The 24586-nt window shown below is 59.6% G+C and carries 25 protein-coding genes and 1 pseudogene; 12 read left to right on the forward strand and 14 right to left on the reverse strand.

The annotated features are described in order from the left end of the window. Positions 1–203: 203 nt before the first annotated feature. The 4 genes from PMI31_RS23510 (at position 204) to PMI31_RS23525 (ending at position 2853) form a co-directional block, all read left to right on the forward strand. The gene (locus PMI31_RS23510) at positions 204–1106 is read left to right on the forward strand and encodes a chemotaxis protein CheV (protein WP_008021411.1); all 903 of its coding nucleotides are present in this window, start codon (positions 204–206) and stop codon (positions 1104–1106) included. A 27-nt stretch (positions 1107–1133) separates the two neighbouring features. Then, the gene (locus tag PMI31_RS23515; RefSeq protein WP_043302601.1) at positions 1134–1592 is read left to right on the forward strand and encodes a GNAT family N-acetyltransferase; all 459 of its coding nucleotides are present in this window, start codon (positions 1134–1136) and stop codon (positions 1590–1592) included. Between the two features lie 103 nt (positions 1593–1695). Beyond that, positions 1696–2031, forward strand: coding sequence for a hypothetical protein (locus tag PMI31_RS23520; RefSeq protein ID WP_008021415.1), 336 nt, complete (start codon positions 1696–1698; stop codon positions 2029–2031). A 72-nt stretch (positions 2032–2103) separates the two neighbouring features. Further along, positions 2104–2853, forward strand: coding sequence for a YkgJ family cysteine cluster protein (locus PMI31_RS23525; RefSeq protein ID WP_008021417.1), 750 nt, complete (start codon positions 2104–2106; stop codon positions 2851–2853). 53 nt (positions 2854–2906) lie between these two features. Here the strand turns inward: PMI31_RS23525 and PMI31_RS23530 are convergent, their stop codons facing one another. Continuing rightward, the gene (locus tag PMI31_RS23530; RefSeq protein ID WP_008021418.1) at positions 2907–4049 is read right to left on the reverse strand and encodes a transporter substrate-binding domain-containing protein; all 1143 of its coding nucleotides are present in this window, start codon (positions 4047–4049) and stop codon (positions 2907–2909) included. Positions 4050–4189: 140 nt separating this feature from the next. Beyond that, complete coding sequence (locus tag PMI31_RS23535) at positions 4190–4447, reverse strand: hypothetical protein (protein WP_008021420.1); 258 nt, start codon at positions 4445–4447, stop codon at positions 4190–4192. A 179-nt stretch (positions 4448–4626) separates the two neighbouring features. Here PMI31_RS23535 and PMI31_RS23540 point away from each other — a divergent pair, with 179 nt between their 5' ends. Together PMI31_RS23540 and PMI31_RS23545 are read left to right on the forward strand one after the other, a co-directional pair. Beyond that, the gene (locus tag PMI31_RS23540) at positions 4627–5601 is read left to right on the forward strand and encodes a 2-hydroxyacid dehydrogenase (protein ID WP_008021422.1); all 975 of its coding nucleotides are present in this window, start codon (positions 4627–4629) and stop codon (positions 5599–5601) included. Positions 5602–5777: 176 nt separating this feature from the next. Next, positions 5778–6287: a DUF2165 family protein gene (locus tag PMI31_RS23545; RefSeq protein ID WP_008021423.1), complete on the forward strand. Its 510-nt coding sequence runs from the start codon at positions 5778–5780 to the stop codon at positions 6285–6287. A gap of 31 nt (positions 6288–6318) precedes the next feature. Here PMI31_RS23545 and PMI31_RS23550 read toward each other — a convergent pair whose 3' ends face one another. Next, the gene (locus PMI31_RS23550) at positions 6319–7221 is read right to left on the reverse strand and encodes a DMT family transporter (RefSeq protein ID WP_008021425.1); all 903 of its coding nucleotides are present in this window, start codon (positions 7219–7221) and stop codon (positions 6319–6321) included. Positions 7222–7372: 151 nt separating this feature from the next. Between PMI31_RS23550 and PMI31_RS23555 the strand changes: the two genes are divergently transcribed. Further along, positions 7373–8248 carry an AraC family transcriptional regulator gene (locus PMI31_RS23555; protein WP_008021426.1) on the forward strand — a complete coding sequence of 292 codons (876 nt, stop codon included), beginning with the start codon at positions 7373–7375 and terminating at the stop codon, positions 8246–8248. 131 nt (positions 8249–8379) lie between these two features. On the opposite strand, the gene PMI31_RS23560 is transcribed toward PMI31_RS23555, so the two are convergent. The 5 genes from PMI31_RS23560 to PMI31_RS23580 all read right to left on the reverse strand — a co-directional run bounded on the left by PMI31_RS23560 (position 8380) and on the right by PMI31_RS23580 (position 14435). After that, positions 8380–10809 (reverse strand): TonB-dependent siderophore receptor, encoded by a 2430-nt coding sequence (locus PMI31_RS23560; protein ID WP_008021429.1) that lies wholly within the window; start codon positions 10807–10809, stop codon positions 8380–8382. A gap of 241 nt (positions 10810–11050) precedes the next feature. After that, positions 11051–12040 (reverse strand): FecR family protein, encoded by a 990-nt coding sequence (locus PMI31_RS23565; RefSeq protein WP_008021432.1) that lies wholly within the window; start codon positions 12038–12040, stop codon positions 11051–11053. Further along, on the reverse strand, positions 12037–12609 hold the full coding sequence (locus tag PMI31_RS23570) for an RNA polymerase sigma factor (RefSeq protein WP_008021434.1): 573 nt from the start codon (positions 12607–12609) through the stop codon (positions 12037–12039). Before PMI31_RS23570 ends, PMI31_RS23565 begins: the two co-directional genes overlap by 4 nt. A gap of 256 nt (positions 12610–12865) precedes the next feature. Next, entirely contained in the window at positions 12866–13273 is a 408-nt protein-coding gene (locus PMI31_RS23575) for an HPF/RaiA family ribosome-associated protein (protein WP_008021437.1), read from the reverse strand. Between the two features lie 214 nt (positions 13274–13487). Continuing rightward, positions 13488–14435, reverse strand: a complete 948-nt coding sequence (locus tag PMI31_RS23580; RefSeq protein ID WP_008021438.1) for a LysR substrate-binding domain-containing protein — start codon at positions 14433–14435, stop codon at positions 13488–13490. Between the two features lie 135 nt (positions 14436–14570). Between PMI31_RS23580 and PMI31_RS23585 the strand changes: the two genes are divergently transcribed. Continuing rightward, entirely contained in the window at positions 14571–15947 is a 1377-nt protein-coding gene (locus PMI31_RS23585; RefSeq protein WP_008021440.1) for an L-serine ammonia-lyase, read from the forward strand. A 310-nt stretch (positions 15948–16257) separates the two neighbouring features. After that, complete coding sequence (locus tag PMI31_RS23590) at positions 16258–16575, forward strand: DUF3509 domain-containing protein (protein ID WP_008021442.1); 318 nt, start codon at positions 16258–16260, stop codon at positions 16573–16575. Here PMI31_RS23590 and PMI31_RS23595 read toward each other — a convergent pair. Next, positions 16572–17072, reverse strand: a complete 501-nt coding sequence (locus PMI31_RS23595; protein ID WP_008021445.1) for a phosphate-starvation-inducible protein PsiE — start codon at positions 17070–17072, stop codon at positions 16572–16574. The two genes, PMI31_RS23590 and PMI31_RS23595, sit on opposite strands and share 4 nt — an antisense overlap. Positions 17073–17349: 277 nt before the next feature. Here PMI31_RS23595 and PMI31_RS23600 point away from each other — a divergent pair. Continuing rightward, positions 17350–17589: pseudogene (locus PMI31_RS23600) on the forward strand (YebG family protein); the annotation flags it as partial. Between the two features lie 188 nt (positions 17590–17777). On the opposite strand, the gene PMI31_RS23605 reads toward PMI31_RS23600, so the two are convergent. Beyond that, positions 17778–18797 carry a Glu/Leu/Phe/Val dehydrogenase family protein gene (locus tag PMI31_RS23605; protein WP_008021449.1) on the reverse strand — a complete coding sequence of 340 codons (1020 nt, stop codon included), beginning with the start codon at positions 18795–18797 and terminating at the stop codon, positions 17778–17780. A 183-nt stretch (positions 18798–18980) separates the two neighbouring features. On the opposite strand from PMI31_RS23605, the gene PMI31_RS23610 reads away from it, so the two are divergent. Then, positions 18981–19784 carry a SirB1 family protein gene (locus PMI31_RS23610; RefSeq protein WP_008021451.1) on the forward strand — a complete coding sequence of 268 codons (804 nt, stop codon included), beginning with the start codon at positions 18981–18983 and terminating at the stop codon, positions 19782–19784. Positions 19785–19916: 132 nt separating this feature from the next. Here PMI31_RS23610 and maiA read toward each other — a convergent pair whose 3' ends face one another. Genes maiA through hmgA form a run of 3 tightly spaced genes read right to left on the reverse strand, consistent with a single transcriptional unit; the run spans position 19917 to position 23177 of the window. Beyond that, positions 19917–20552: a maleylacetoacetate isomerase gene (maiA, locus tag PMI31_RS23615; protein WP_008021452.1), complete on the reverse strand. Its 636-nt coding sequence runs from the start codon at positions 20550–20552 to the stop codon at positions 19917–19919. 12 nt (positions 20553–20564) lie between these two features. Continuing rightward, positions 20565–21869, reverse strand: a complete 1305-nt coding sequence (gene fahA / locus PMI31_RS23620) for a fumarylacetoacetase (protein ID WP_008021455.1) — start codon at positions 21867–21869, stop codon at positions 20565–20567. 3 nt (positions 21870–21872) lie between these two features. Beyond that, entirely contained in the window at positions 21873–23177 is a 1305-nt protein-coding gene (gene hmgA / locus PMI31_RS23625) for a homogentisate 1,2-dioxygenase (RefSeq protein ID WP_008021456.1), read from the reverse strand. Positions 23178–23339: 162 nt separating this feature from the next. On the opposite strand from hmgA, the gene PMI31_RS23630 reads away from it, so the two are divergent. Further along, positions 23340–24137 (forward strand): IclR family transcriptional regulator, encoded by a 798-nt coding sequence (locus PMI31_RS23630; RefSeq protein ID WP_008021458.1) that lies wholly within the window; start codon positions 23340–23342, stop codon positions 24135–24137. Positions 24138–24193: 56 nt separating this feature from the next. Here PMI31_RS23630 and PMI31_RS23635 read toward each other — a convergent pair whose 3' ends face one another. Next, complete coding sequence (locus PMI31_RS23635) at positions 24194–24505, reverse strand: hypothetical protein (RefSeq protein WP_008021460.1); 312 nt, start codon at positions 24503–24505, stop codon at positions 24194–24196. Positions 24506–24586: the final 81 nt, after the last annotated feature.

The raw sequence follows: 24586 nt of genomic DNA on the forward strand, positions 1-24586 counted from the left end.
CCGGCTTGCCGGCGATAGCGTCCTTAAGGGCGCCATCGTCGGAACGCCGCCCGCAGCAAGCCGGCTCCTACAGTTCGAATCACCATTTGGTGGGCAATAGAGGCATTTGCCCTAAAGCCTGCCCCCGACAAGTCGATAACCCGGCATCGAAGTCATTGGCGATCCTCGGGATTGCCCGCCACCTTTTTCCAGAGAAGGTTCATATGTCCACCACCAAAGCCCGCGCAGACTCACTTTCGCTTCTGCTGTTTACCTTGCGCAGCGGCAAGCTGATGGCGATCAACCTGCTCAAGGTCAGTGAAATCATTCCCTGCCCGCCGCTGACCCGGCTGCCGGAGTCGCACCCCCACGTCAAAGGCATCGCCACCCTGCGCGGTGCCTCGCTGTCGGTGATCGACCTCAGCCGAGCCATCGGCGAGCGTCCGCTGGAAGACCCGAACGGCGGCTGCCTGATCGTTACCGACGTCAGCCGCTCCAAGCAGGGTCTGCACGTGCAGGCGGTGAGCAAGATCGTCCATTGCCTGACTACCGACATTCGCCCACCGCCCTTCGGCTCCGGTGGTTTGCGTGCCTATATCACCGGCGTGACGTCGGTCGATGGCACCCTGGTACAGGTGCTGGACATCGAAAAAGTCATCCACGGCATCGCTCCGGCACAAATCGAAATGGCGCCGACCGAGCTGAGCATGGAAGACGCCGAATTGCTCGGCAACGCGCGCATCCTGGTGGTCGACGACAGCCAGGTCGCCCTGCAGCAATCGGTACACACCCTGCGCAACCTGGGACTGCAATGCCATACGGCCCGCAGCGCCAAGGAAGCCATCGACTGCCTGCTGGACCTGCAAGGTACCGCGCAGCAGATCAACCTGATTGTCTCGGACATCGAAATGTCCGAGATGGACGGCTACGCCTTCACCCGCACGCTGCGGGAAACCCCGGACTTCGCGCATCTTTACGTATTGCTGCACACGTCGCTGGACAGTGCGATGAATGCAGAGAAAGCACGACTGGCCGGGGCGAACGCGGTGCTGACCAAATTCTCTTCACCGGAATTGACCCAGTGCCTGATCACTGCGGCCAAGGCGGTTGCCGAACAGGGTTATTGAGTGTTGAGCGAAGATTTCTGCTGGCTGATGCGGCGCGACCTCTCTGTCGTCGTGCCGCCCCCCGATTGGCCAGCCGGCCTGCAACTGAGCGAGTACCGCCCCGAACTGGGTGCCGCCGTGCATCGGTTGATGGAGTTCGGTTATCTCGATGGCGGCGGACGCGTAGCCGCGCTGGACATGTGGCAACGGCAGTTCGAAACCGACCCGGAATATGACCCGAGCCTGTGCTTCATTGCCTGGGATGCCGAAGGCGTGGTGGGCGTATGTCAGTGCTGGACCAGTGCCTATATCAAGAATCTGGTAGTGCACCCGCGGTTTCAGGGCCGGGGATTGGGGCGTGCGCTGTTGCTGCAGGCGTTCAAGGTGTTCCAGCAGCGGCGCGAAGGATTTGTGGATTTGAAGGTACGGGAAGACAATCATCGGGCGCGACGGCTATATGAAAGCGTCGGGATGCGTGCCGTTCGCCGGGAGCCGGTTCCGCTCTGACATCGCCATTGCGAGCAGGCTCGCGAAGAGGCCGGCACAACCACTCCAAAACCGTCAGGCATACTTCACCCTTGGCCATTGCCTATCCAAGGACACCGGAACCATGAAAGCAGCAACCCTGACTTTTCTCTGCCTCACCGCCATCGCCACCCAGGCCCACGCCTCAAGCCCTGATGCCTGGGCCACCTACGATAAAACCGTACTCGCCAGTTGCACCAAGGCCAGCGGTCTGAAGGATGCCAAACCCGTGGGCAACGCCGCGCAGTTCGATGACCGGGTCGGCTACACCGCACTCCTGCTCCAGGGCCAGTACCCGCAAAAGCACATGAAAGGTGCACAAGGCACCGAGCTGTGCCTCTACAACAAAAAGAGCAAAACCGCGTACGTCACCGAATGGGACTCCATCCGCCCGGCCAACAAGGCAAAGAGTGGCGCATAATTTGCTTCGATAGCGGCCTTTGCGGCGGCATTCTGTCGCCGTTTCATGCCCTGTGATACGAATCAACGCTCAATGAATACGACGTTTTCCTGCGTAGGCTGCGGCAAATGCTGCAACGACCACCATGTGCCCCTGACCTTGAGCGAAGCCCGGATGTGGGCAGCCGACGGTGGTCAGGTGATCGTGCTGGTGGAAGCTTTTCCGGGCAACGGCCTGGGTCTGCCGGTGCAACAACGGGAACATGCCGAACACCGCTCCGCGGCGGCACGCAGCGGCGAATCCGAGGTGTACGTGGCCATCACCTTCGCCGCCTACAATGTCGGAGCCTGCCGAAATCTTGACGAAGACAATCTCTGCCGCATCTACGAACGCCGGCCATTGGTATGTCGCATCTATCCGATGGAAATAAATCCGCACATTCCCCTGAACATCGCCTTGAAGGAGTGTCCGCCACAGTCGTGGGAAAATGGACCGCAGCTGATCGTCGGTAGTGAACTGGTCGACCGGGAGCTGTCGGAATTGATCCAGCTATCACGTCAGGCGGATCGCGATGACATTCTGATGAAGGACGCGATTTGCGCGTTACTGGGGATTCGGACGACAGCATTGAAGGGCGATGGGTTTACCGCTTATCTGCCGGACATGAATGAGTTCGCCAGGATTATCGATGAGTTGAACGGGCAGACATTGCCGCAGTGGAACAGCGAATGGCTGTTTCATGTATCGAGTGAGGATATTGCTGGCCAGGTGCTGGCGGCGGGAGCGCAAGTGGTAAGTGATGCGCCGGCCAGCTACGCATTCATTTCCCTGCGATCGGCCTGAAACACCCTCTCACGGTACAGCTTTCGCTGCACCGTGACTTTGCCAAGGATCAATCAACGCGCGGCAACCGCCAGGCATTCGACCTCCACCCGTGCATCTGCAATCAGTCTTTTAGCAGTAAACGTCGTGCGGGCGGGCAGACGATCTGCCGGGAAGAAGCGGCTGTACACCGCATTCATCGCAGTGAAGTCCTTGATATCTGCCAGGATGACCGTGCATTTAGCCACATGAGACATAGACGATCCGCTACGTTGCAGCGCGGCACCCAGATTCTCCATTGCCTGGGTCATCTGCGGGCCGATACCACCGTTCACCAGCCCGCCATCGGCCCCCAGCCCGAGCACACCAGACAAATAAATGGTCTCACCGATCCGCACCGCATCGGAAAACGGCAAGCCTTCTTTATTCGCAAAGTAATGTGGTGAGTCTGGGGCGGCGGGTGGCAGATAACGCTGCGTGATCGCCTGGTACTGGCCATTTTGCTTGAGACGTTCAAGGGCCGAATTCAGGTTATCGCGCAACAGGGTGTCGCTTTTTCGCACCGCCATGGCCACGCCACTGCCCAGCATGGGGTCCTTGAGTGCAGAACCGGCGAAATCGAAACCTTGCCCTTGAGACTGGCTTAACAATGCCTGGGTGATTTCAATGGAGTCTTGCAGGGTGGCATCAATCTCGCCTGCCAGCAGACTGTCGACCAATTGCCTGTTTAAACTGAAACTGATTACCGTCACGCCCTCCGGGGCCCAGCGGGACTTGGCGAATGCTTCACGGCTGGTGCCTGTCAGGACTCCGACACGCTTGCCCTTGAGCGATTGCACATTCGGCTCCAGGTTCGCACCTTTGCGCGCCACCAGACGGCTGCTCAGAGGGTAAAGGTCATCGGTGAAATCAACCCGCTCCCGACGCGCCGATGTGGCGGTCATGGGCATGATCACATCGAAACGGTCGGCTTCAAGCGCATGGATGTTGGTGGCGTAATCCTGGTCGACCCAGACACAACGGGATTTGAGCTCAGCACACAGCGCATTCCCTAATTCAATGTTCAATCCGACCAGCTCGCCCTTGTCGTTACGGCTCTCGAACGGCGGTACCAGGGCTTCAACCCCGAAGCGGATCTGTGGATCGGGCGCTGAGGACACACAGCCAGTGGTCAGAGCCACAAGCGAAAGCAGAGACAAGGTTTTTGCCAGAGACATGTTGGTGGCCTTCATTCAAAAATTCAGGGGCATGAATCTTTGAATGAAGGCCACCGCAGTTCCCAGAGGACGAATCGCTTATCCTTGTGGGAACGGTCTTTATCACACTACAAACTATTGCCTGCCAAAATTCCGGACGATCAGCGCTTGCCCATCGACCGGCGAGTCCCTGGCGGTGCCATGCCCGGGGTCTTGGTATGGCCGTTCTTGGCGCCATTCTTGTACCACGGCTGGTTCGAGCCCTTGACGGCCGCCAGCTCACCCGGCTTGAACGGGAATTTGAATGCCGGGATCCCGGCTTTGGCTTCGCTGTCGGCGCTGGAGTCGACGCTGTCTGGCAGCTCTGCCTGTACGTCGCTCAAAGCGTCGGCTACCGGCGGTTGTTTCGGGGATGTCATGAAAGCTCCGGGTGGTGCGCAAATTGTCGGGCCCAGTGAGCGAGCCGCGAAAGGCCGCAGTATAACTGGATGACGCCCGGCAAGCTGCAAGCTTGCAACGACCGCTGGGCGACTCGCACAAATCCCGCGAAGAATGTTAGCGTGCTCACCATTATCTCCGCCCGACGAGCTCGCCTCCCATGAAAAAGACTGTACTGGCTTTCAGCCGCGTCACCCCGCAAATGGTCGAATGCCTGCAACAGGATTTCGACGTCATCGTGCCGAATCCGAAAAACGGCGACATCAACGCCCAATTCAACGAGGCCCTGCCCCACGCCCACGGGCTGATTGGCGTCGGTCGCAAGCTCGGCCGCGCCCAACTGGAAAACGCCGCCAGGCTGGAGGTGGTGTCCAGCGTCTCGGTGGGCTACGACAACTATGACGTGGCGTATTTCAACGAACGCGGGATCATGCTGACCAACACGCCGGATGTACTGACCGACAGCACCGCCGACCTGGCGTTTGCGCTATTGATGAGCAGCGCGCGCCGCGTCGCCGAACTGGATGCCTGGACCAAGGCCGGGCAATGGCAGGCCACTGTCGGTGCGCAGCTGTTCGGTTGTGATGTGCATGGCAAGACATTGGGCATCGTCGGCATGGGCAACATCGGTGCCGCCATCGCCCGTCGCGGTCGACTGGGGTTCAACATGCCGGTCATCTACAGCGGCAACAGCCGCAAGACCGAACTGGAACAGGAACTCGGCGCACAGTTTCGCAGTCTTGATCAGTTGCTGGCCGAGGCCGACTTCGTCTGCCTGGTGGTGCCGCTCAGCGAGAAAACCAAGCATCTGATCAGCCACAGAGAACTGGCGCTGATGAAGCCGAGCGCGATCCTGGTGAACATTTCCCGTGGTCCGGTGGTGGATGAACCGGCGCTGATCGAAGCCCTGCAAAACAACCGCATTCGTGGTGCCGGGCTGGACGTGTACGAAAAAGAACCACTGGCCGAGTCGCCACTGTTCCAGCTGAAAAACGCCGTGACCTTGCCGCACATCGGCTCGGCCACCCATGAGACCCGCGATGCAATGGCCAATCGTGCCCTGGCCAACTTGCGCAGTGCCCTGTTGGGCGAGCGACCGCAGGACCTGGTCAACCCGCAAGTCTGGAAGGGCTGATGCAAAACGGGCAGGTGTTACCAGCGCCTGCCCTTTGCTCTCGGTAGCTCGATTAAAACATACTTCAAACCAACTAATACACACTTTGCAATTCAGCACATCACCCAACAACAGAACCACCCGCTAGAATCCATTACTTGAAAGGAAACTTTCCTTGACAATAATGGAGAACCGCCTTGAATTCATTTAACACCAACCAGACTATTAGAATCAGCAAAGTCACGATTCTGCTATTTGTCAGTTTTTTCGGACTACTGACAACTTACAACAACCTCACCGATTACTCCACAAACTACGAGTATCTCAGCCACATACTGAGCATGGACACGACCCCAAACCTACACAAGCACAGCTATAGAGCCATTACATCGCCCCTGCTTCATCATCGGATCTTTTGGCTGATCATTACACTTGAAATCATGTTTACACTCTTCTGCATACTAGGAACCTACTATCTTTACAAAAACATAAGTGCCAGCAAGGAAGCGTTCCACGAATCAAAAAAATTTGCAGTCATCGGATTACTGATTGGTCTCTTTATATATTACGTTTGTTTTCAGGCCATCGGTATCGAATGGTTCAATATGGACGAATCAGCCAAATGGAATTACAGGGACTGGGGGCGGCAAGCGGTTGACTTCATATTGTTATCACTGATCTATATTGCCTTGCGGATCGAGAGCTGAGAGCCGTCGCTCTCGCCCCCTCTCGGCTGAATCACGCCAACTTGCCAGTTCCCTGCACCAACGGCACTTTGGGTTTGCGAAACACCAGTACGTTCCCCGACATCACCAACACCAGCCCCAACAGTGCCGGCACCGTCCATTGGTAGCCTTCGACGAACGCTGACACGTTGAGCGCCACCACCGGAAACAGCACTGTGCAATACGCAGCCCGCTCAGGCCCCATGCGGCCGACCAGCGTCAGGTAAGCGGTAAAACCGATCACCGATCCCGGAATCACCAGGTACAGCAGCGACCCGATGTAACGTGCGCTCATTTCCATGTCGAAGGGAATGCCTTTGACCAGACACCACACCGAGAGCATCGCCGCCCCGTAAGCCATGCCCCAGGCATTGGTGGTCAGCGGCTTGAGACCGGCTTTCTGTTGCAGGCTTGAGAGCATGTTGCCCGCCGAGAAACACAAGGTGCCGCACAGGGCCAGGCCGAGGCCGAGCAGAGTTTCCGGGCTGGCGGTATGCCCGGCCAGTTCCGGCCAGAACAGCAGCCCCAGCCCAAGCAGGCCCAGTGCACCACCCATCAGCACATTGCGGGCGATTTTCTGACCGAAGAACACCCGCGCGTTGAGGGCATTCCACAGGGTAGCAGTGGAAAACACCACGGCCACCAGACCGCTGGGGATCCACTGGCTCGCGGTGAGGAAGCACATGAAGTTGACGCAGAACAGGCACAAGCCCTGAGCCAGGCAGATCAGGTGCCCGCGACGGTTCATCACTTGCAGGCGTCGGCTGAGCAGCAGGATCACGAACAGCACCAGCGCAGCGAGTCCGAAGCGATAGACGATCGACACGGGAATGGCCACCACGCCCAGTTGCCATTTCAAGGCGATCCAGGTGGTGCCCCAGATCAGCACGGTCAGCAAGTACAAAGAAAGGTTCATGACAGAGGCTCCTCAATAGGAACCCAGTGTCCTTCGCCACGCCTGGGCGCACTTGCATAAACTTGCGCTTTTGTCTGGCCACTGGCTGGCAGGCGCACCTCTACGGAGTAGGATGCAAGGCGTTGGATGCAGGTGTTAGAGAGCAACGATCATGGCTGCACTGGATACCCTACAAGTCTTTCAAGCCCTCAACCGCTCGCCGAATGCTCGCCTCGAGCACAGCGCCGAGCTCGGTGACGGCTTGTCTGCGGCCTTGTGGAGCAATCACCACGACGCCCAGGAATACGAAGCGCCCAGCCACCACACCTTGTCCTGCTATCTCGCCGGCGGCACCGGCACCTTTCGCCGCGACCAGCCCGGCAACAGGGGTGGGCCGGACAAACTGTGCATCCTGCCGGCCGATCACCAGTCAGGTTGGGTGATCAACGGCGACATTCGCCTGGCACACCTGTATTTCAGCCCCGAACAATTTGCTCTCGGCTGCGTCACCCTGCTCGATCGCGAACCACGGGAAATGCAGCTGCGCGAGCAGACCTTTCTCGATGATCCGCAGCAGGCGCTGCGCTTTCGGCAGTTGATCGCCTTGAACTGGGACGAGCCGGGCGAGCGTCTGCTCACCAGCAGCCTGGCTCACGAACTGCTCAGCCATGCCCTGCTCAGCCAGGTGAATGTGCGTCAGGGCCTGCGCCTTAAAGGTGGGTTGGCCGCACATCAGCGTCGGTATCTGGTGGAGTTCATCGACAGCCAACTGGGCGAGGCCATCAGCCTCGGTCAGTTGGCGGCGTTATGCGCGTTGTCGGAATACCACTTCGCACGAATGTTTCGCGAGAGCTTCGGCTTGCCGCCCCACCAGTACGTGCTGGCACGGCGCCTTGACCGGGCGCGGGCGTTGCTACGCACGACCTCGCAGCCACTGGGGGAGATTGCCCTGGCTTGCGGCTTTTCCAGTGCCAGCCACTTCACCAACCGCTTTCGCCAGGCCCTGGGCGCAACGCCCGGCGAATATCGACAGGCGTTTTTGCGCTAGTCCCGATTTTTTATCGCCTGTACGGCCGCCTTCGCGGGCAAGTCGGATCGCCGCACCGCCGCTCCCACAGGTTCAGTGCATTCCTTTGTGGGAGCGAGCCTGCTCGCGAAGAACGATGACGCGGCCTGTCGTCAGAACTCCAGCGTGCTGGACAGTGAAATCTGCCGCGAATCGCCCATCGACACAAAGAACCGGCTCGCCGCCGAGGTGTAGTAGGTGCGGTCAAACAGGTTCTTCACGTTGATCTGGAACTTGACCTTCTGCCCTTCGACCCTGGTGTCGTAGGTGGCAAACGCATCGGCCACGGTGTAGCTCGGCAACTCGAAATCATTCACCGCGTTACCTTGCCTTTCACCGACGTAACGTGCCCCGGCACCGACCCGCAACTGATCGCCGCCAACAAGGGTGCCAAAGTCGTAGACCGCCGACAGCGAGCCGCTGTTCTTCGCCACGTTTTGCAGTTGATTGCCTTTGTAAACCGGGTCTTCGGTGACTTCGGCATCGGTGTAGGCATAGCTGCCGATCATGCTCCAGCGATCGGTGAGCTGACCGCTCAAGTCCACTTCCAGGCCACGGGAACGCACTTCGCCGGCGGCACTGTAAATCGTGATCGGGCCTTCGGCGTTGGCCACCAGCACGTTGCGTTTCTTGATGTCGAACAGCGCAATGTTGCCGGTGACGCGCCCCGGCAGATCAAGCTTGGTACCCAGCTCCCAGGACTTGGCCTCTTCCGGCGCGATACTGCCGTCAAGTACGGTACTGCTGCCGCTCAACGGCGCGATGGTCGAGTTGGGTTTGAACGACTCGGTGTAGCTGCCGTAGAACGACAAGGCATCGGTGTACTTGTACACCAGGCCAGCACGCGGTACCCATTTCTGCCCGTTACTGTCGGTGTTGGCGTGGAACGGCACGCCTTTGCCGGCATATTGGTCGTATTCCTGGAAGCGCGCGCCGGCCACCAGAATCCATTGGTCGCTGAGGTGGATGGAATCCTGCAGGAAGACCGAATCGCTGCGCAATTCATCGGTCTGCGCGCTATCAGCCTCGCTGACGGTAGTGCCCGGCACTTCCTGACCATAGACCGGGTTCACGTAGCTGAACGTGGTGCGGCTTTTCTGGCGGATCAGGTCTTCGCGAAAGATCTTGCGGTACTCGTCATCGACGCCGAACAGCAAGTCGTGCTGCATGCCGAACACATTTACGTTGCCTTCAAGGCTGGCGGTGGTGAAACGGTCGGTGCTGATCGCATTTTGAGTACCGTCCATGCTGCGAGTCAGGGTGCCCTTTTGGGTGTCGATGGCGGTCACGCGCACCTGGCTGGCGTCGTAGGTTTCGCGGTTCCAGCTGTAGCCGAAATGGGCTTTCCAGTTGTCGTTGAGTTCATGATCGGCCTCGAAGTGATAGAGGTCCGAACGCCCTTCCATGTTGTTGAACGGCTCGTCGAGACGCTCGTTGCGCGAGATGTCCAGCGGATGGTTGGTCCGTGGATCGATCAGCGTGCCACGGTCGAAGGGCGTGAGGAATTCGCGGTGCTCATAGGCCAATAGCAGCTTGGTGCTTTCGCCGAACCAGGCCAGCGATGGCGCGACCAGGCTCTCGCGATGCACGCCGAAGTTACGCCAGTAATCTTCGTCTTCGTGATCCAGCACCATGCGGTAGGCCAGTCCGGAATCGCCGAGGGCACCGGTGCTGTCCAGATTGCCGCCGCTGCCGTTCTTGCCGTCGCCATAGCTCGAACCGCGCAAGGTCAAGGCGTTGTACTGCTCAAGCTCGGGCTTCTTGCTGACCATATTGACCACGCCACCCGGATCCTGAATGCCGTAGAGCAACGAGGCTGGCCCCTTGAGCACTTCAACCCGGTCGACGCTGGCGTTGAGGCCACGGCCCTGCACGATCGGCATCCCGTCACGCATGATCGAGCCATTACGGTTGTCACCAAAGCCGCGGACCATCACCGAGTCCTGAGTGCTGCCCAGGGTGTTGGCCTGGGTGATGCCGCTGACATTGGCCAAGGCATCATCGAGATTGCGCGGTGCCTGGTCGCGGATGACCTGGGCCGGGACGACATTGATGGTCTGCGGGATTTCCTGAATCGGGGCCGAAGAACGCATCACCGAAGAGGTCGGTGGCGGCTGGTAGCTCATGGACTCATCCATCACCGAGGTGATGGTAGTCGCGCCCAGGTTCAACGCACCTTCAGTCGGCCGTGGTTCCAGTGCAATGGTGTGGCCGTCGGTGCGACGGAACGTCAGCCCCGAACCGGTGAGCAGACGCTGCAGGGCCTGTTCGGCGCTCATCTGGCCATTGATTGCCGGTGCATCGAGGCCGTACGGCGCCTCATCGGTGTAGACGACGCTGATGCCGGTCACCCGGCTGAAATCACTCAGGGCCTGGGGTAGCGGTTTGGCAGTCAGCGAAAAACTGAACTGCGCACGCGGTTGGCTGCTGCCCGTCTCTGCGGCCAGCGCCACGCTCAGCGGCAACGACGCCAATGCCGAAAAGCTCAACGCAGACACACCCAACCATTGTTTGACCGAACCCGATTTTGCCCTGGACTTCATGACTCATGACCTGTGTAGAACCGCAACGGATGCGAATGACTCGCAGTTTCAGTCACTACACGGATGGCAATCGGGTTTACCTCAGCAAACATTTGAAAATATTTTTATTCATGGATATGTGGGGGGCTTGTCCGGCCCAATCGCGGGCAAGCCCGCTCCCACAGGTTTCATGTTGCTCCCCAAATTTGTGACCGACTCGAACCTTGTGGGAGCGGGCTTGCCCGCGAAGAGGCCAGCAGCTTTAACGCAAAATAATCAGATGCCCCAACACCTGATGCTGCTCAAACCCCAACACGCCCTGCAACGAACTCAACACGGCCTGCGGATTCCTGCTCGGAAAGCTGCCACTGACCCGGCGTGCTGCCAGTTCATCATTGAGCATCACGATCCGTCCCGGGTAATAGCGCCGCAGATCCTGCACCACATCGGCCAACGTCGCCTTGTAGTAATTGAGCCAGCCCTGGCGCCATGCCAATTGCGTTTCGCTGTCCACCGCGTGGAGTTTGTCCGCCAAGCCTTCGCCATAGACGACTTGCTGGCCGGCGGTGAGAATTTGCTGCTCGGCGTTTTTGTGCGCCGTCACGCCGACTCGCCCGGACAGCACCGTGACCTGTGCACCGCGGGGCTGCAAACGGACTTCGAACTGCGTGCCCAGGACCCGCGCCTGGCCTTTTTCCGCATCGACCACAAACGGTTGCCCCGTATGCGACACGCTGAAAAAACCGGCGCCGCGACGCAATTGCACATGCCGCTCGCCGCGACTGAAATCCACGGCAATGGCACTGTCGGCATCCAGTGTCACCTGCGACTGATCGGCCAGGGTGACGGTGCGGATTTCCCCCGGTGCCGAGACGAAGTCCGCGCCCAGGTCATCAATCCAGCGCGATGGCTGCCAGCCTGTGCCGATACTGATCATCAACAGCAGACACGCGGCCATCGCCAGCGCACCGGACCAGCGTCCGACCGTGCTGCGCCGCGACTTGCTCATTGCGTTGAGATACCCCTGCAAGGCCAGGGCGTCTTCATCGGCGAGCGTGCGCGCCGGTCCTTCGCTCAACTCCCACAAGACTTGCGCCTGAGAATAAGCCTCGGCATGGGCGGGGTCGGCCTGCAACCAATGACTGAAAGCAGTCTGGTCAGCGCTGCTGGGCCGGTCATGCAACAGACTCAACCAGACCAGCGCTTGCTGCTCCTGAGCGGGCGTCGGGGTGACGCGTTCGAAGTTGTTCACGGTGCTTTCCCTGGCGTACGTGTTTCGGGTTCCCGAAGGCTCGCCTTGCAGGCTTCGAGGGCGCGCATCATATGTTTTTCCACGGCACTTTGGGACAAGCCCATGGCCTTGGCGATCTCGGCGTATTTGCGGCCGTGAATGCGATTGAGCAAAAAAATCTGCCGCGTGCGCTCCGGTAACGCACGCAACGCAGCTTCGACGTGGCGCAAATCGTTGCCCGCCTCCAGCGCCGCTTGCGGTCCGCTGTCATGGCTGTCCGGGGGTTCCACCATCAAACCTTCGCTGGCCCGGACCCGCGTGCCTTCACTGCGCAAATGGTCGATGGCGATGTTACCGGCGCAGCGCAACAGGTAGGTGCTGAGTTCCTCGACTTGCACCAGCGGCCGCCGCCAGAATCGCAGGAACAAGTCCTGTACCAGATCAGCCGCCGTCGCCCGGCAACCGACACGCCGACTCACCAGCGCTTCCATTTGTGAACGCTGGGAGAGAAACACCTCGAGAAAGTGCGCACGGTCACCGCGCTGCTGGTCACGCTCTATATCGCGGGGTTCGGGAGGGAGAGTGATCATCGATTCAATACTGCGCGTACACGGTAATCGGACTGGAAACCGGGTGAGGCCACGACAGCATCAGGGGACCGGCAAGGCCACAATACTAATGATAAATATTCTCATACGCAAAAGGATCGGATGAACCCCTCTTTTGCGCCTGTTGGTTGCGGCGCAATGCCAATCGCTTTTGTGGCAGTGCTGACAAACACCTGAAACCAAAACGGGCCTGCGATGCAGGCCCGTTCTCATGGGAAGGTAAAAAGTGAATCAGGTGTCAGCCGTTAAGCGCCGCCTGTTCGTTTTCCAGAAACTCTTCTTCCAGCAGCCGGTCGGCATGGGTACCACTTTCGATGGGTACCACGTTGGCGCGTTTACCGCGCAATTTGCCGAACATATGCTCCAGCGCATGTTCAAGTTTGGCCGCTGCACCGTCGATCGCCTGCTCCATGGTGGAGGCTTTATGGGTGACGGAAACCGGTTGATGGCCCTTTGGCCGCGCCTCCAGCTGGCAGCGCATGTCGTGGGGACCCGGCTTGTCGCCGTTCTCGTCCCGCAGGTGAACCTCGACCCGTGTCAGGTCCTCTTCGTAGCGTTCGAGCGTGCTCTCAATGGTTGTACGTACCCACTCCTCCAGTCGTTTACTGCCTTGAATATGGTTATCGCTATTGACTTGGATTTGCATAGTTCATCCCTTATTTCAGCTAGCTCGCGAGAGGCCGGTCAGCTAAGCCCTTGGGCGTCATCACCGTGACCTCTTGGTTACACAATCGGTCTGTACGCTGAACAATTCAACCCCTGTAAAAAGATAAATTTTCATACACAAAAAAAGCCGGACAACGAGCAAAAGCGCTGTTAAGGTCGGGAGTTGGGTCGCCCTGCTCTTACGTAATAATTGCTCACATTTGCTGCTCCCCCAATGGGTGCAGACTGCGAAAAATCCCCGCTTCTTCCACCAGCCAGTCATGCACGGCACGCACGCCGGGATGGCTCAGCGCACCCGGCGCATAGAGCAGCATGTAACGTTTGTGGTTAGGCACCGCCAGACCAAAAGGCACGATCAATGCCCCGCGCTCCAGCTCATCGTTGAGCAGCGTTCGTCGGGCAATCGCCACCCCCATCCCGGCAATGGCCGCTTCGATCGTCAGGTGATTGCGATTGAAGGTATGCCCGCGTCGCACATCCGCCCCCTCGAAGCCGATGGCATTGAGGTAAAACTCCCATTCCGCGTACTCGTAGCTGCCGCGCCAGGCGGTGATGTCGTGCAGCAAGGGAAAGTGCATCAGGTCTGCCGGACCGTGCAGCGGCGGACGACCACGCAACAGGCCCGGCGCGCATACCGGAAAAATCTGTTCATCAAGCAAGGCTGTGGATAACAGGCCCGGGTAGCTGCCGTCGTTCAGGTCGATCGCCAGATCGAAGTCGCCTTCATGCAGCGGCACACTGCTGTCCTCGGCTACCAGGCGCAATTGAATGTCCGGAAAACGTTGCTGCAAGCGCGGCAGACGCGGCGTCAGCCATTTGCTCAGGAACGACGGGATCGAACGCACCCGCAGAATCCCGCTGATCATGCCGGCATCCAGTCGCCGCAATTCCGCGTCGATGCTGCCAAACGCCTCATTGACGGTAATGGCCAGGCGCTGCCCCTCGGCGCTCAGCTCCACGCCACGGGCGCGGCGGTGAAACAGACGAAAGCCCAGGCGATCTTCCAGTTGTCGGATCTGCTGGCTGACTGCTCCCGGGGTGATGTGCAGTTCCTCGGCGCAGCGAGTGAACGACAGGTGCCGAGCGGCACAGGCGAACACGTTCAGCCAGACATACGTCTGGGCGTGTAATTGACGGCTCATCGTTTAGTCCTGCTAAAGGATGTCTTAGGAAATTTCGTTGGTCACGTAGGACCTTGACGGGCAGTATCGCCGGAATTGCGCTTGCCCTACAAAAATGGCGGCGATTCCTCTTCCATTGCTTGTACAGGCTTTAGCATGGCTATCAGCGTTTTCGATCTCTTCAAAGTCGGCATCGGCCCGTCCAGCTCCCATACCGTTGGTCCGATGCGCGCCGCCGCGACCTTTGTTCAACAACTGCTCGAACAGGGTTTTCTGGCTGACGTGCGACGCGTGGAGATTCGCCTTTACGGCTCTCTGTCGGCGACCGGCGTCGGCCACGCAACGGACCGCGCCTGCGTCATGGGCCTGATGGGCGAATGGCCCGACCGCATCGATCCCGGCACCATCGACAGCCGCATTCACACCCTGCGCGAGACCGGCAAACTGTGTCTGGCAGGCGTTGCAGAAATTGCCTTCGACTGGCAACGCGATCTTCTGCTGCTCAACGAGAGCCTGCCCTATCACCCCAATGCCATGTCCCTGACAGCCTTCGGCGAAACCGGTGAATTGTTCGGGCAAACCTATTACTCGGTGGGTGGCGGCTTCATCATCGAAGCGGCCGAAGCCGAATCCGGGATCGCACCGGCCGGCGAAGTAGCGCTGCCTTACGACTTTTCCAGTGCTGCGGAACTGCTCAAGCTGTGCAACGAGCACGGGCTGCGAGTGAGTGAACTGATGATGGCCAACGAACGGGCATGGCGTGGGGATGCCGAGATCCGCCAGGGCCTGTTGCATATCTGGTCGGTGATGCGCGAATGCGTCGAGCAAGGCTTGCGCCACGAAGGCATCCTGCCCGGCGGCCTGAATGTTCCACGTCGAGCGGCGAAACTGCATCGCAGCCTGCAGGAAATCGGCAAACCGAATGTCATTACGTCCACCTTGTCAGCGATGGAATGGGTCAACCTGTACGCTTTGGCCGTGAACGAAGAAAACGCGGCCGGCGGACGCATGGTCACGGCGCCGACCAACGGCGCGGCGGGGATCATTCCGGCGGTGCTGCACTACTACATGAAGTTCAATGCCGATGCGTCTGACGACGACGTGGTCGCGTTCTTCCTGGGCGCAGCGGCTGTCGGCATCCTGTGCAAGAAAAACGCTTCGATCTCCGGGGCTGAAGTCGGCTGCCAGGGTGAAGTCGGCTCCGCCTGCGCCATGGCCGCCGCAGGCCTTGCAGAGGTGCTTGGCGCCACCCCGGAGCAACTGGAAAACGCCGCCGAAATCGGCCTGGAGCACAACCTCGGCCTCACCTGCGATCCGGTTGGCGGACTGGTGCAGGTGCCGTGTATCGAGCGCAACGCGATCGCCGCCGTGAAGGCCATCAACGCCACGCAAATGGCTCTGCGCGGCGACGGCCAGCACTTCATTTCCCTGGACCGGGTGATCCGCACCATGCGTGACACCGGGGCCGACATGCACGACAAGTACAAAGAGACATCACGGGGCGGACTGGCGGTGAACTGGGTGGAATGCTGATCACTTTGGAGGCACGTAGAGGTTTATTGCCCTGAAACGTGCAGAAAACGCGGTCCCTGTAGGAGCGAGCTTGCTCGCGAAAACCCCTCAGGCGCCGCGAACCTTCTGATTTGACGCGTTATCGTTCACGACCATCGCGAGCAAGCTCGCTCCTACAGAACTTGTTTTTTTGTCCGACAATTTTGTCGGCATGCCCCTTGCTACATCCTGGTTGGAACAATGATGACGAGATGGCCGATGGTCTGGCAGTGCGAACCAACCCGATCATGGCCGGTCAACAACTGCACGTTCAATCAGGCGGTGACGCATCATGGACAACCCTTTCCAGCTCATTACCGATGCCTTTGCAGCGGATTACCAGATCAACCTGAGCATTCAGGGCCTGGACGGCAGCATCATGCTGACCCTTTCCAACGGCGGCCGCGTGGTGGCCAAACGCATGATCAGCGCCAAACAACGCAATGACCCTCAACGCCTCAAGCGTCTGGTTCAAAGCATTCAATTCGGCATTGCCATCGAACAAGGCCACAGCGCCGTGGCCATCCTCGAAGCGATGACCACCGGCAGCGGGCGGACCTTGCCGCCCCCTCCCGTCAAAGTGCGGCCGCGCCCCACGCTCGGGCTCTAGATTTCGCCCTTCTCGACCTCTGGATGTTCACTGGAACCCGCACCGGTCTTGCGTTGCGGGTTCTCGATTTTCACCGAAGGAAATTGCGATGAAGCGTAACGCACCACCAGGATCGCAAACGCCAGCAGCAGAATCCCGCCGCACAGGTAGATGATCCCCAGGTCCGGCGGATTGTGGTGCGAAACGTTGGAAATCAGCAGCCGCGTCAACGCCGTAATCGCCACATAGATCAGGAAGCGCACGGGCATGTGGTTGGTCTTGAAGTAAATCCCGACCATCGCCCCCAGTTCCAGGTAGATGAACAACAGCAAGATGTCATCGATCTTGATGTGCCCCTCTTCGATCATCCCGAGAAACTCCATCACCGCTGCCCACGCGGTCACCGCACCGATGGCAAACAGCGCCAGGTAGTGAAAGGTTTCGACGAACAGATTGCCCAGGGACTCGGCCAGTTCATGTACGTTCCGCCGCAGTTTTTCGGCCCAGTTGATTTTCACGATGATGCTTCCTTAGGTCGGCTCGACCGGATGATGCGGGTTGGACGTGACGGTTATTCTGCATGCAGAAAAAAGGCCAGCCCATGATGGCGAGCCGCTCTGGATTGCGCGCCGTGGCGTTTGGTCGCACCTGTGCGGCGCCTCACCTGACAAATGTCGAATCCGGTCTACATTAAAAAGCCACTACCCAAAAGACAGGGATTCGCTTATCCTTTTCGCTGTATATAGATACAGTAGTCGAAATCGACAACCAATGTGAAGGCATGTGAGGTGGTGAATGGCCGTCGAAGTGGTATACCGCAGCAGCCGAGATCTGGAGCGCTTGTTCATGGATAAAGCCGAAGCTGACCGTCATGACAAAATGCTCGAACTGGCCGAATTGCTCGCTGAAGTGTTGCAAAAAGCCGTTCCGTCCCTGACCGAGCAGCAAGTGGAAGAAGCCGGGATCTACATGGCGAAGAATCGCGATGTGTTCGCCAAGGCGTTCAAGAGCCAGCCGGACGCCCTGTCCGAACTGCTCAGCGCACCGGTCGAAGTTGCAGAACCTGTTGCAGCAGCCGAGGTCGTTGAAGCCGCTGAGCCGGTCACCCCGGCCAAGCCTGCCAAGGCCCCTAAAGCCGCCAAGTAGGCAAAGCCCAAATTGAACAGGCCCTGAGTCGAATGGCCCAGGGCCTTTTTCATGCCTGTGGAAAACTCATGCCCCATTCAGCGGTACAGCACTTTCTCCGCCAATTCATCTGCCACCCGGGCGGGGGAGCGTTTTTCCGCTTGGGCGTGGGCGAAGACTTCGGTGAGGCGTGAGCTGATTTTCGACAGGTGTGCGGTGATGGTTCCCAGCTCTTCGCCCCGATGTTTGAGCGAAACATAGATCAAGCCACCGGCATTGATCACGTAATCCGGTGCGTACAGGATTCCGCGACGTTCCAGTTGGTCGGCAACATCAAGATGCGTCAGCTGATTGTTCGCCGAACCGGCCACTGCCGAGCAGCGCAGTTGCGTCACGCTGTGGCTGTTCAGCACCCCGCCCAAACCGCACGGCGCAAGAATATCGCAAGGTGTGCTGAGCAGTGCGTCGTTGGCGATGGGGTGAGCCCCGAGTTGCTCCATCGCCAGTTGCACCTTGCCGTGATCGATATCGCTGACCAGCAGTTCGGCCCCGGCGGCATGCAACTGTTCGGCCAGGGCATAACCGACGTTGCCCAGGCCTTGAATGGCGACGCGCAGGCCTTCGAGGTTATCACTGCCCAGTCGCGCCATCGCCGTGGCGCGAATGCCGGTGAATACGCCCATCGCCGCGTGTGGCGCAGGATCACCCGCCGCGGTGGTGCTGGTGACGTGTTGGGTTTGCTGGGCGATGCAATCCATGTCCGCCACTGAGGTGCCACTGTCGATGGCCGTGATGTAGCGCCCGTCAAGCTGATTGATACAGCGCCCGAAGGCTTCGAACAGCGCAGCGCGGTTGGCCACGTGAACCGGGCGAATGATGACCCCCACGCCGCCGCCCTGGGCCAGGCCGGCCAGTGCAGCCTTGTAGCTCATGCCTTGGGCAAGGCGCACCGCATCCTCGACCGCAGACTCGTCGCTGGGATAGGCAAGGTAACGACAGCCACCCAGGGCAGGCCCCAGGCGGCTGTTATGAATGGCAATGACCGCCTTCAACCCGGTGGCCGGGTCGACGCTCAGATGCAGCGATTCAAGGCGAGTGCTTTGCATGAGAGCGAACATCGTAGGGCTCCCGAATCACTTCTTGTAGTCGCCAGTATAGGCTTGCGCCCAAAAATTGCAGAAGCGCACCGGAATAAGCACGGCCACAATGCAAGCTTTCGGAAATAACCCGAAATCGCCCTTTTGCGGCACTGGACGAATGCCGGAGAGGGGGCTAAAACGAGGCATTGCCCGGAGATTTTGATGACCCCGCGCCAATCGTTCTTCGCCTGTCTGCAACGTTCACCGCCCGCGCTGTTCGAGGCGGCACTGTGGATGGCGGCCGAACACGACAGCGAGGTGGAGCCGCAAGCGCTGCTGGCCGATTTCCAGGCGTTGCAACAACGGGTCAGCGGCGGCTTGCCGATGCTGCCAGTCAGTGAACTGGCCCAACCGCTGTTGCGGCGCATGAACGACCTTGGCTTCGCCCAGGACGACTTCACACCTTTGCGCCCGCAAGTGGCACTGATGGACAAAGTGCTGGAACTTCGACGAGGGCAACCCTTGACGCTGGGGCTGATTGCACTGGAGTTGGCCAGGGGCCTGGAGATTCCCATGGTTGGGGTCAACTTCCCCGGGCATTTCCTGCTGCGGGTGCCGGGCGCCGATCATTTGCTCGATCCCTGCGGCGGCCGGCGCCTTTATCCCAACGATTGTCGGGAGTTGTTGCACCGCCAGTACGGCCCGAACATCAAGCTCAGCGCCGAGCACCTGGAAACCGCCGATCCGGTGCAGATGCTGCAACGGCTGTCGCGCAACCTGCGCCAGTTGTACCTGTCCCACGACGATGTCATCAGTGCCTTGATCGACGCCGATCGCGTCCTGGAACTGGGCAACGCCAGTGCCACCGACTACCTGGCCCGGGCCAGCCTGTACCAGCGGCTGGACTGTCCGAACGCCGAGCGTTTTGACCTGGAGCACGCACTGCTGCTCAGCGACGATCCGATCCAGCGAATTCGCCTCACGGACCGGCTGGGGCATCTGCCGCCGAACGCGATTGTTCACTGATCACCAAAACCTTGTGGGAGCGAGCCTGCTCGCGAAGGCGTCGTGTCATTCAACATTTCTGTTGCCTGACATCCCGCCTTCGTCGGATCGCCGCCCGGAGCAAGCTCGCTCCTACAGAGATGGTGTGAAGCGTTATGGGGTGTCTGGCTGGTTCGCCGGATGCGCCTTGATGAACGCCGGGTGCGTCGCCGCCAATGCCGCCACCCGCCGAATGCGCGGATAAGCCTCAAGTGAAACTTTGAAACGCTCGGCCGCGTACAGCTGCGGGATCAGGTAGACGTCCGCCAACCCAGGCTCCTGGCCGAAGCAGTAACCGTCATCACCGATCAACTGCTCTACCGTGGCCAACCCTTGGCCGATCCAGTGGCCGATCCACTCCACCACCTGCGGTTCGTCGTAGCCCGACTGGCGCAGCCGATTGAGCACGCTGACGTTGTGCAGCGGGTGCACATCGCAGCCGATCACTGCCGCCACGCCGCGCTCATGAGCGCGGGCAGCCAGGTCCCGGGACAGCAATGGCACCTGTGGATAACGTTCCTCCAGGTACTCGATGATCGCGGGAGACTGGATCAGCAATTCGCCTTCATCGGTGCGCAAGGCCGGCACGCGGCCCTGCGGGTTGATGCCCAGATAAGGCGGCTGCCGATGCTCGCCGCCCTGCGGTGCGATCAGGTTGACTGGCAAGGATTGATAATCCAGGCCTTTGAGCGCCAACGCGATACGCACCCGGTACGAAGACGTCGAACGGTAGTAGGTATAGAGTTCCATGCCCCGCTCCTCTCAGCGTGCCGGCAGCACTTTGCCACGGCATTCGCCGAAGCCGATGGATGCGAAACCATCGCGGATGCATCGTCCGCGCAGGATGATTTCGTCACCGTCTTCAAGGAATTTACGCACCTCGCCCGATGCCAGCTCGATCGGTTTTTTACCGCCCTCGGTAATTTCCAGCAGGCTGCCGAACTGACCGTTCTCAGGCCCCGACAGCGTGCCCGAGCCGAACAGATCACCGGCCTGCAACTGGCAACCATTGACGCTGTGGTGCGCGACCATTTGCGCCACGGTCCAGTACATGTGCCGGGTGTTGCTCAGGGTCAGGCGATGGGCCGGAAGGTTCTGCTCGCGCATGGCCTCGGTGAGCAGCAGGACTTCCAGTTCGATGTCGAACGCGCCAGCGGCCTGATCGCGCTTGTCGAGCAGATACGGCAGCGGCTGCGGATCGCCTTGCGGACGCGCAGGCTGGGCACGACGGAACGGCTCCAGCGCTTCGGCGGTGACCACCCACGGCGAAATGCTGGTGATGAAGCTTTTCGACAGGAACGGCCCCAGCGGCTGGTATTCCCAAGCCTGGATGTCCCGTGCCGACCAGTCGTTGAGCAGGCAGAAACCGGCGATGTGATCGGCAGCGTCGCCAATGGCAATCGAGTCGCCCATGTCGTTGCCCTGGCCGATCCAGATGCCCAGTTCCAGTTCGTAGTCCAGGCGCGCGCAAGGGCCAAAGGTCGGTTCGGTTTGACCCGCCGGCAAGGTCTGGCCTTTCGGGCGGCGCACGTCGGTACCGGACGGACGAATGGTCGACGCACGACCGTGGTAGCCGATTGGTACGTATTTGTAGTTCGGCAGCAACGGATTGTCCGGGCGGAACAGTTTGCCAACGTTCTGCGCGTGCTCGATGCCGACATAGAAGTCGGTGTAGTCGTTGATTTTCGCCGGCAGGTGCATCTCGCAATCCGCCGCCAGCGGCAGCAGTTTTGCGCCCTGGGCTTCGATCTTGCCGTGCAGGCTGCTCCCCTCGGCGAACAGTTCCAGCAAACGCTCGCGCAACGAGACGCGAGCCTCGCGCCCCAGCTCGAAGAAGGCATTCAACTGGCCGCCACAGGTGGCCTCGACGGCAGCCTTCGCGGCGCCATCGAACAACCCGGCCTCCAGGGCTGCTTGCAGATCAAAGATATGTTCGCCAATGGCCACGCCACTGCGCGGTGCCGAACCGTTGAGGCTGAACACGCCCAGCGGCAGGTTTTGCAACGGGAAATCAGCATGGCCGTTGGCGGATGCAACCCAGCTGCGAGTGATGGAAGTCTGCGTCATGGGTTATCTCCGGGTCGGGTCGAAAGTGGCGGGCAGCGTAGCCCAGCAGGCATCGTAAGTGTTTTGCAGTTGCGGGCAATCGAGAGCGAAACGGCTTGGTCGCAGCACCTGGCTGGTCTCGAACATGAACGCCATGGTGTTGTCGATTTTCGCCGGGGCCAGCTCGGCATTGATTGCCTTGGTGCAGGTTTCGCCGTCCGGGCCATGGGCGCTCATGCAACTGTGCAGGGACGCACCGCCCGGCACGAAACCTTCGGCCTTGGCGTCGTATTCGCCCTGGATCAAACCCATGAATTCATTCATCAGGTTGCGATGGAACCATGGTGGACGGAAGGTTTTCTCGGCCACCATCCAGCGTGGCGGGAAGATCACGAAGTCGAGATTGGCCAGGCCATGGACGCTGGTTGGCGAGGTCAACACGGTGAAGATCGACGGATCGGGGTGATCGAAACTGACGGTGCCGATGGTGTTGAAACGGCGCAGGTCATATTTGTACGGCACGTTATTACCGTGCCAGGCAACCACGTTGAGCGGCGAATGATTGAGCTCGCACGCCCACAACTGGCCGAGGAATTTCTGCACCAGGGTGGTGGGTTGTTGCAGGTTTTCGTAGGCCGCCACCGGGGTCAGGAAGTCCCGCGGATTGGCCAGGCCATTGCTGCCGATCGGCCCCAGGTCCGGCAGACGCAGCGGCGCACCATGGTTTTCGGCGACGTAACCGCGGGCTTGCGGGTCGAGCAGTTCGATGCGGAATTTCAGGCCACGTGGCAGTACGGCAATTTCCAGCGGTTCCAGTTCAAGCACGCCGAGTTCGGTGGCAATGCGCAGGCGCCCCCGTTCAGGCACCAGCAACATTTCGCCGTCAGCATTGAAGAACACGCGCTCCATGGAACGGTTGGCGCGGTAGTTGTAGATGCTGATCCCGGCCGGTTTTTCTGCGCCCGAGTTGGCGGCCATGCTCACCAGACCGTCGATGAAATCGGTCGGCTCGGCGGGAATGTCCAGCGGGTTCCAGCGCAGGCGGTTGGGGGTCACGTCCCCCAGCGGGCCGCCGGCCAGTTGCCGATCAAGCTTGACGAACGCCGGATGATTGGCCGACGGCTGAATGCGGTACATCCAGGTGCGACGCGCCTCGCTGCGCGGCATGGTGAACGCCGTGCCGGAGAACAGTTCGGTGTAGAGGCCGTATGGGGCTTTTTGCGGGGAGTTCTGGCCGACGGGCAGTGCGCCGGGCAACGCTTCGCTGCTGAATTCGTTGCCGAAGCCTGACAGGTAAGCCAGCGCTGGCATCGTTGAATCGGGGTTCATGGAGCCTCCTGAACAGGGAGTCGGCAATGCCGGTCACTCTTTGGAAGAGTGAGTGGCCTGCCCGGGTTATTTTTATCGTAATTCAATTACGCATAACGTAATTTGATTGGTATTGACCGTCAAGCTATAAAGACGCCCATTCGTCCCGGGATCCCAGCCACCATGGAAAAAACCAGCGACAACAACGGTAAACAGAAAGTCCGCTCGGCCGAGGTTGGCACCGACATCCTCAAGGCTCTGGCCGAGTTGTCGCCCTCGACTTCGCTGTCGCGCCTGGCCGAACATGTGCAGATGCCGGCGAGCAAGGTTCACCGCTATTTGCAGGCTCTGATCGCCAGCGGCTTTGCCGAACAGAACGCTGCCACCAACCATTACGGCCTGGGCCGTGAAGCCTTGCGCGTGGGGTTGGCGGCACTCAACAGTATGGACGTGCTGAAAGTCGCCGCCCTGCCACTCGCCGAGTTGCGCGATGACTTGAATGAAACCTGCTTTCTGGCGGTATGGGGCAATCAGGGCGCAACCGTGGTGCATATCGAACCGGCGGTGCGCGCGGTGACGGTAGTGACACAACTGGGCTCGGTGCTGCCATTGCTCAGTTCTTCGACGGGACTGGTATTTGGTGCCTACCTGCCGAAACGCGAAACCGAGGATCTGCGCGTGCAGGAATTGCAGTCCCATGCAGCCCACGCACTGGCAGACGATCGGGCCTATGCGGCCCAGTGCGAACAAATCCGTACACGCGGTTTGCACCATGTGCATGGTTTGCTGATGCCAGGGGTTGATGCCTTGTCGGCACCGGTGTTCAACGCGGTGGGGAAAGTAGCGGCCGTGATGACTGTGGTGGGGCCGACATCGTTGTTCCATGCCGATGAAAACGGTCCGGCGGCGCAGCGTCTGTTATCCGCCAGCCATGCGGTCAGCTGGCGCATGGGTTTTGAATCCACCGCATCCACAACTTGATTGCGGCAGCTGTGCCAACTAACGGGTTGGCACAACTACTTTTACCGAAACACTGATCAGCTCAGGAAATCCCGTGCAATTGCTGCACCCATCTCATTGAGCTCATCCAGTCTCACACCCTCGAAACGATATTGTGAGTCAAACGTGTACGGTTCGGAAAAAATCCCCAGATTCTCACTGAAGAATTTTGGAACTTCACCATCCTGCAACTTAAGGAAAAATGCCGACACCAGTGACTGAGAGTAAATAACCGTCGGATCGTCAGCCGAGGCAACTGCATTAATATATACCTTTTCAACATCAATCCCGCGACCACCAAGCCTTGCGTGCAACTTCGCCCGCACCAACTCCATTGTCAGTTGCTCCATGCCTTGAAACTCCATAATTAATAGTTATTAGCGTTTTAACGCCAAGACAAACATTGCCTTGACCTGGCGCCGTCGAACATT

This window comes from Pseudomonas sp. GM55 (genome assembly GCF_000282395.1).
Taxonomy (GTDB): Bacteria; Pseudomonadota; Gammaproteobacteria; order Pseudomonadales; family Pseudomonadaceae; genus Aquipseudomonas; species Aquipseudomonas fluorescens_CC.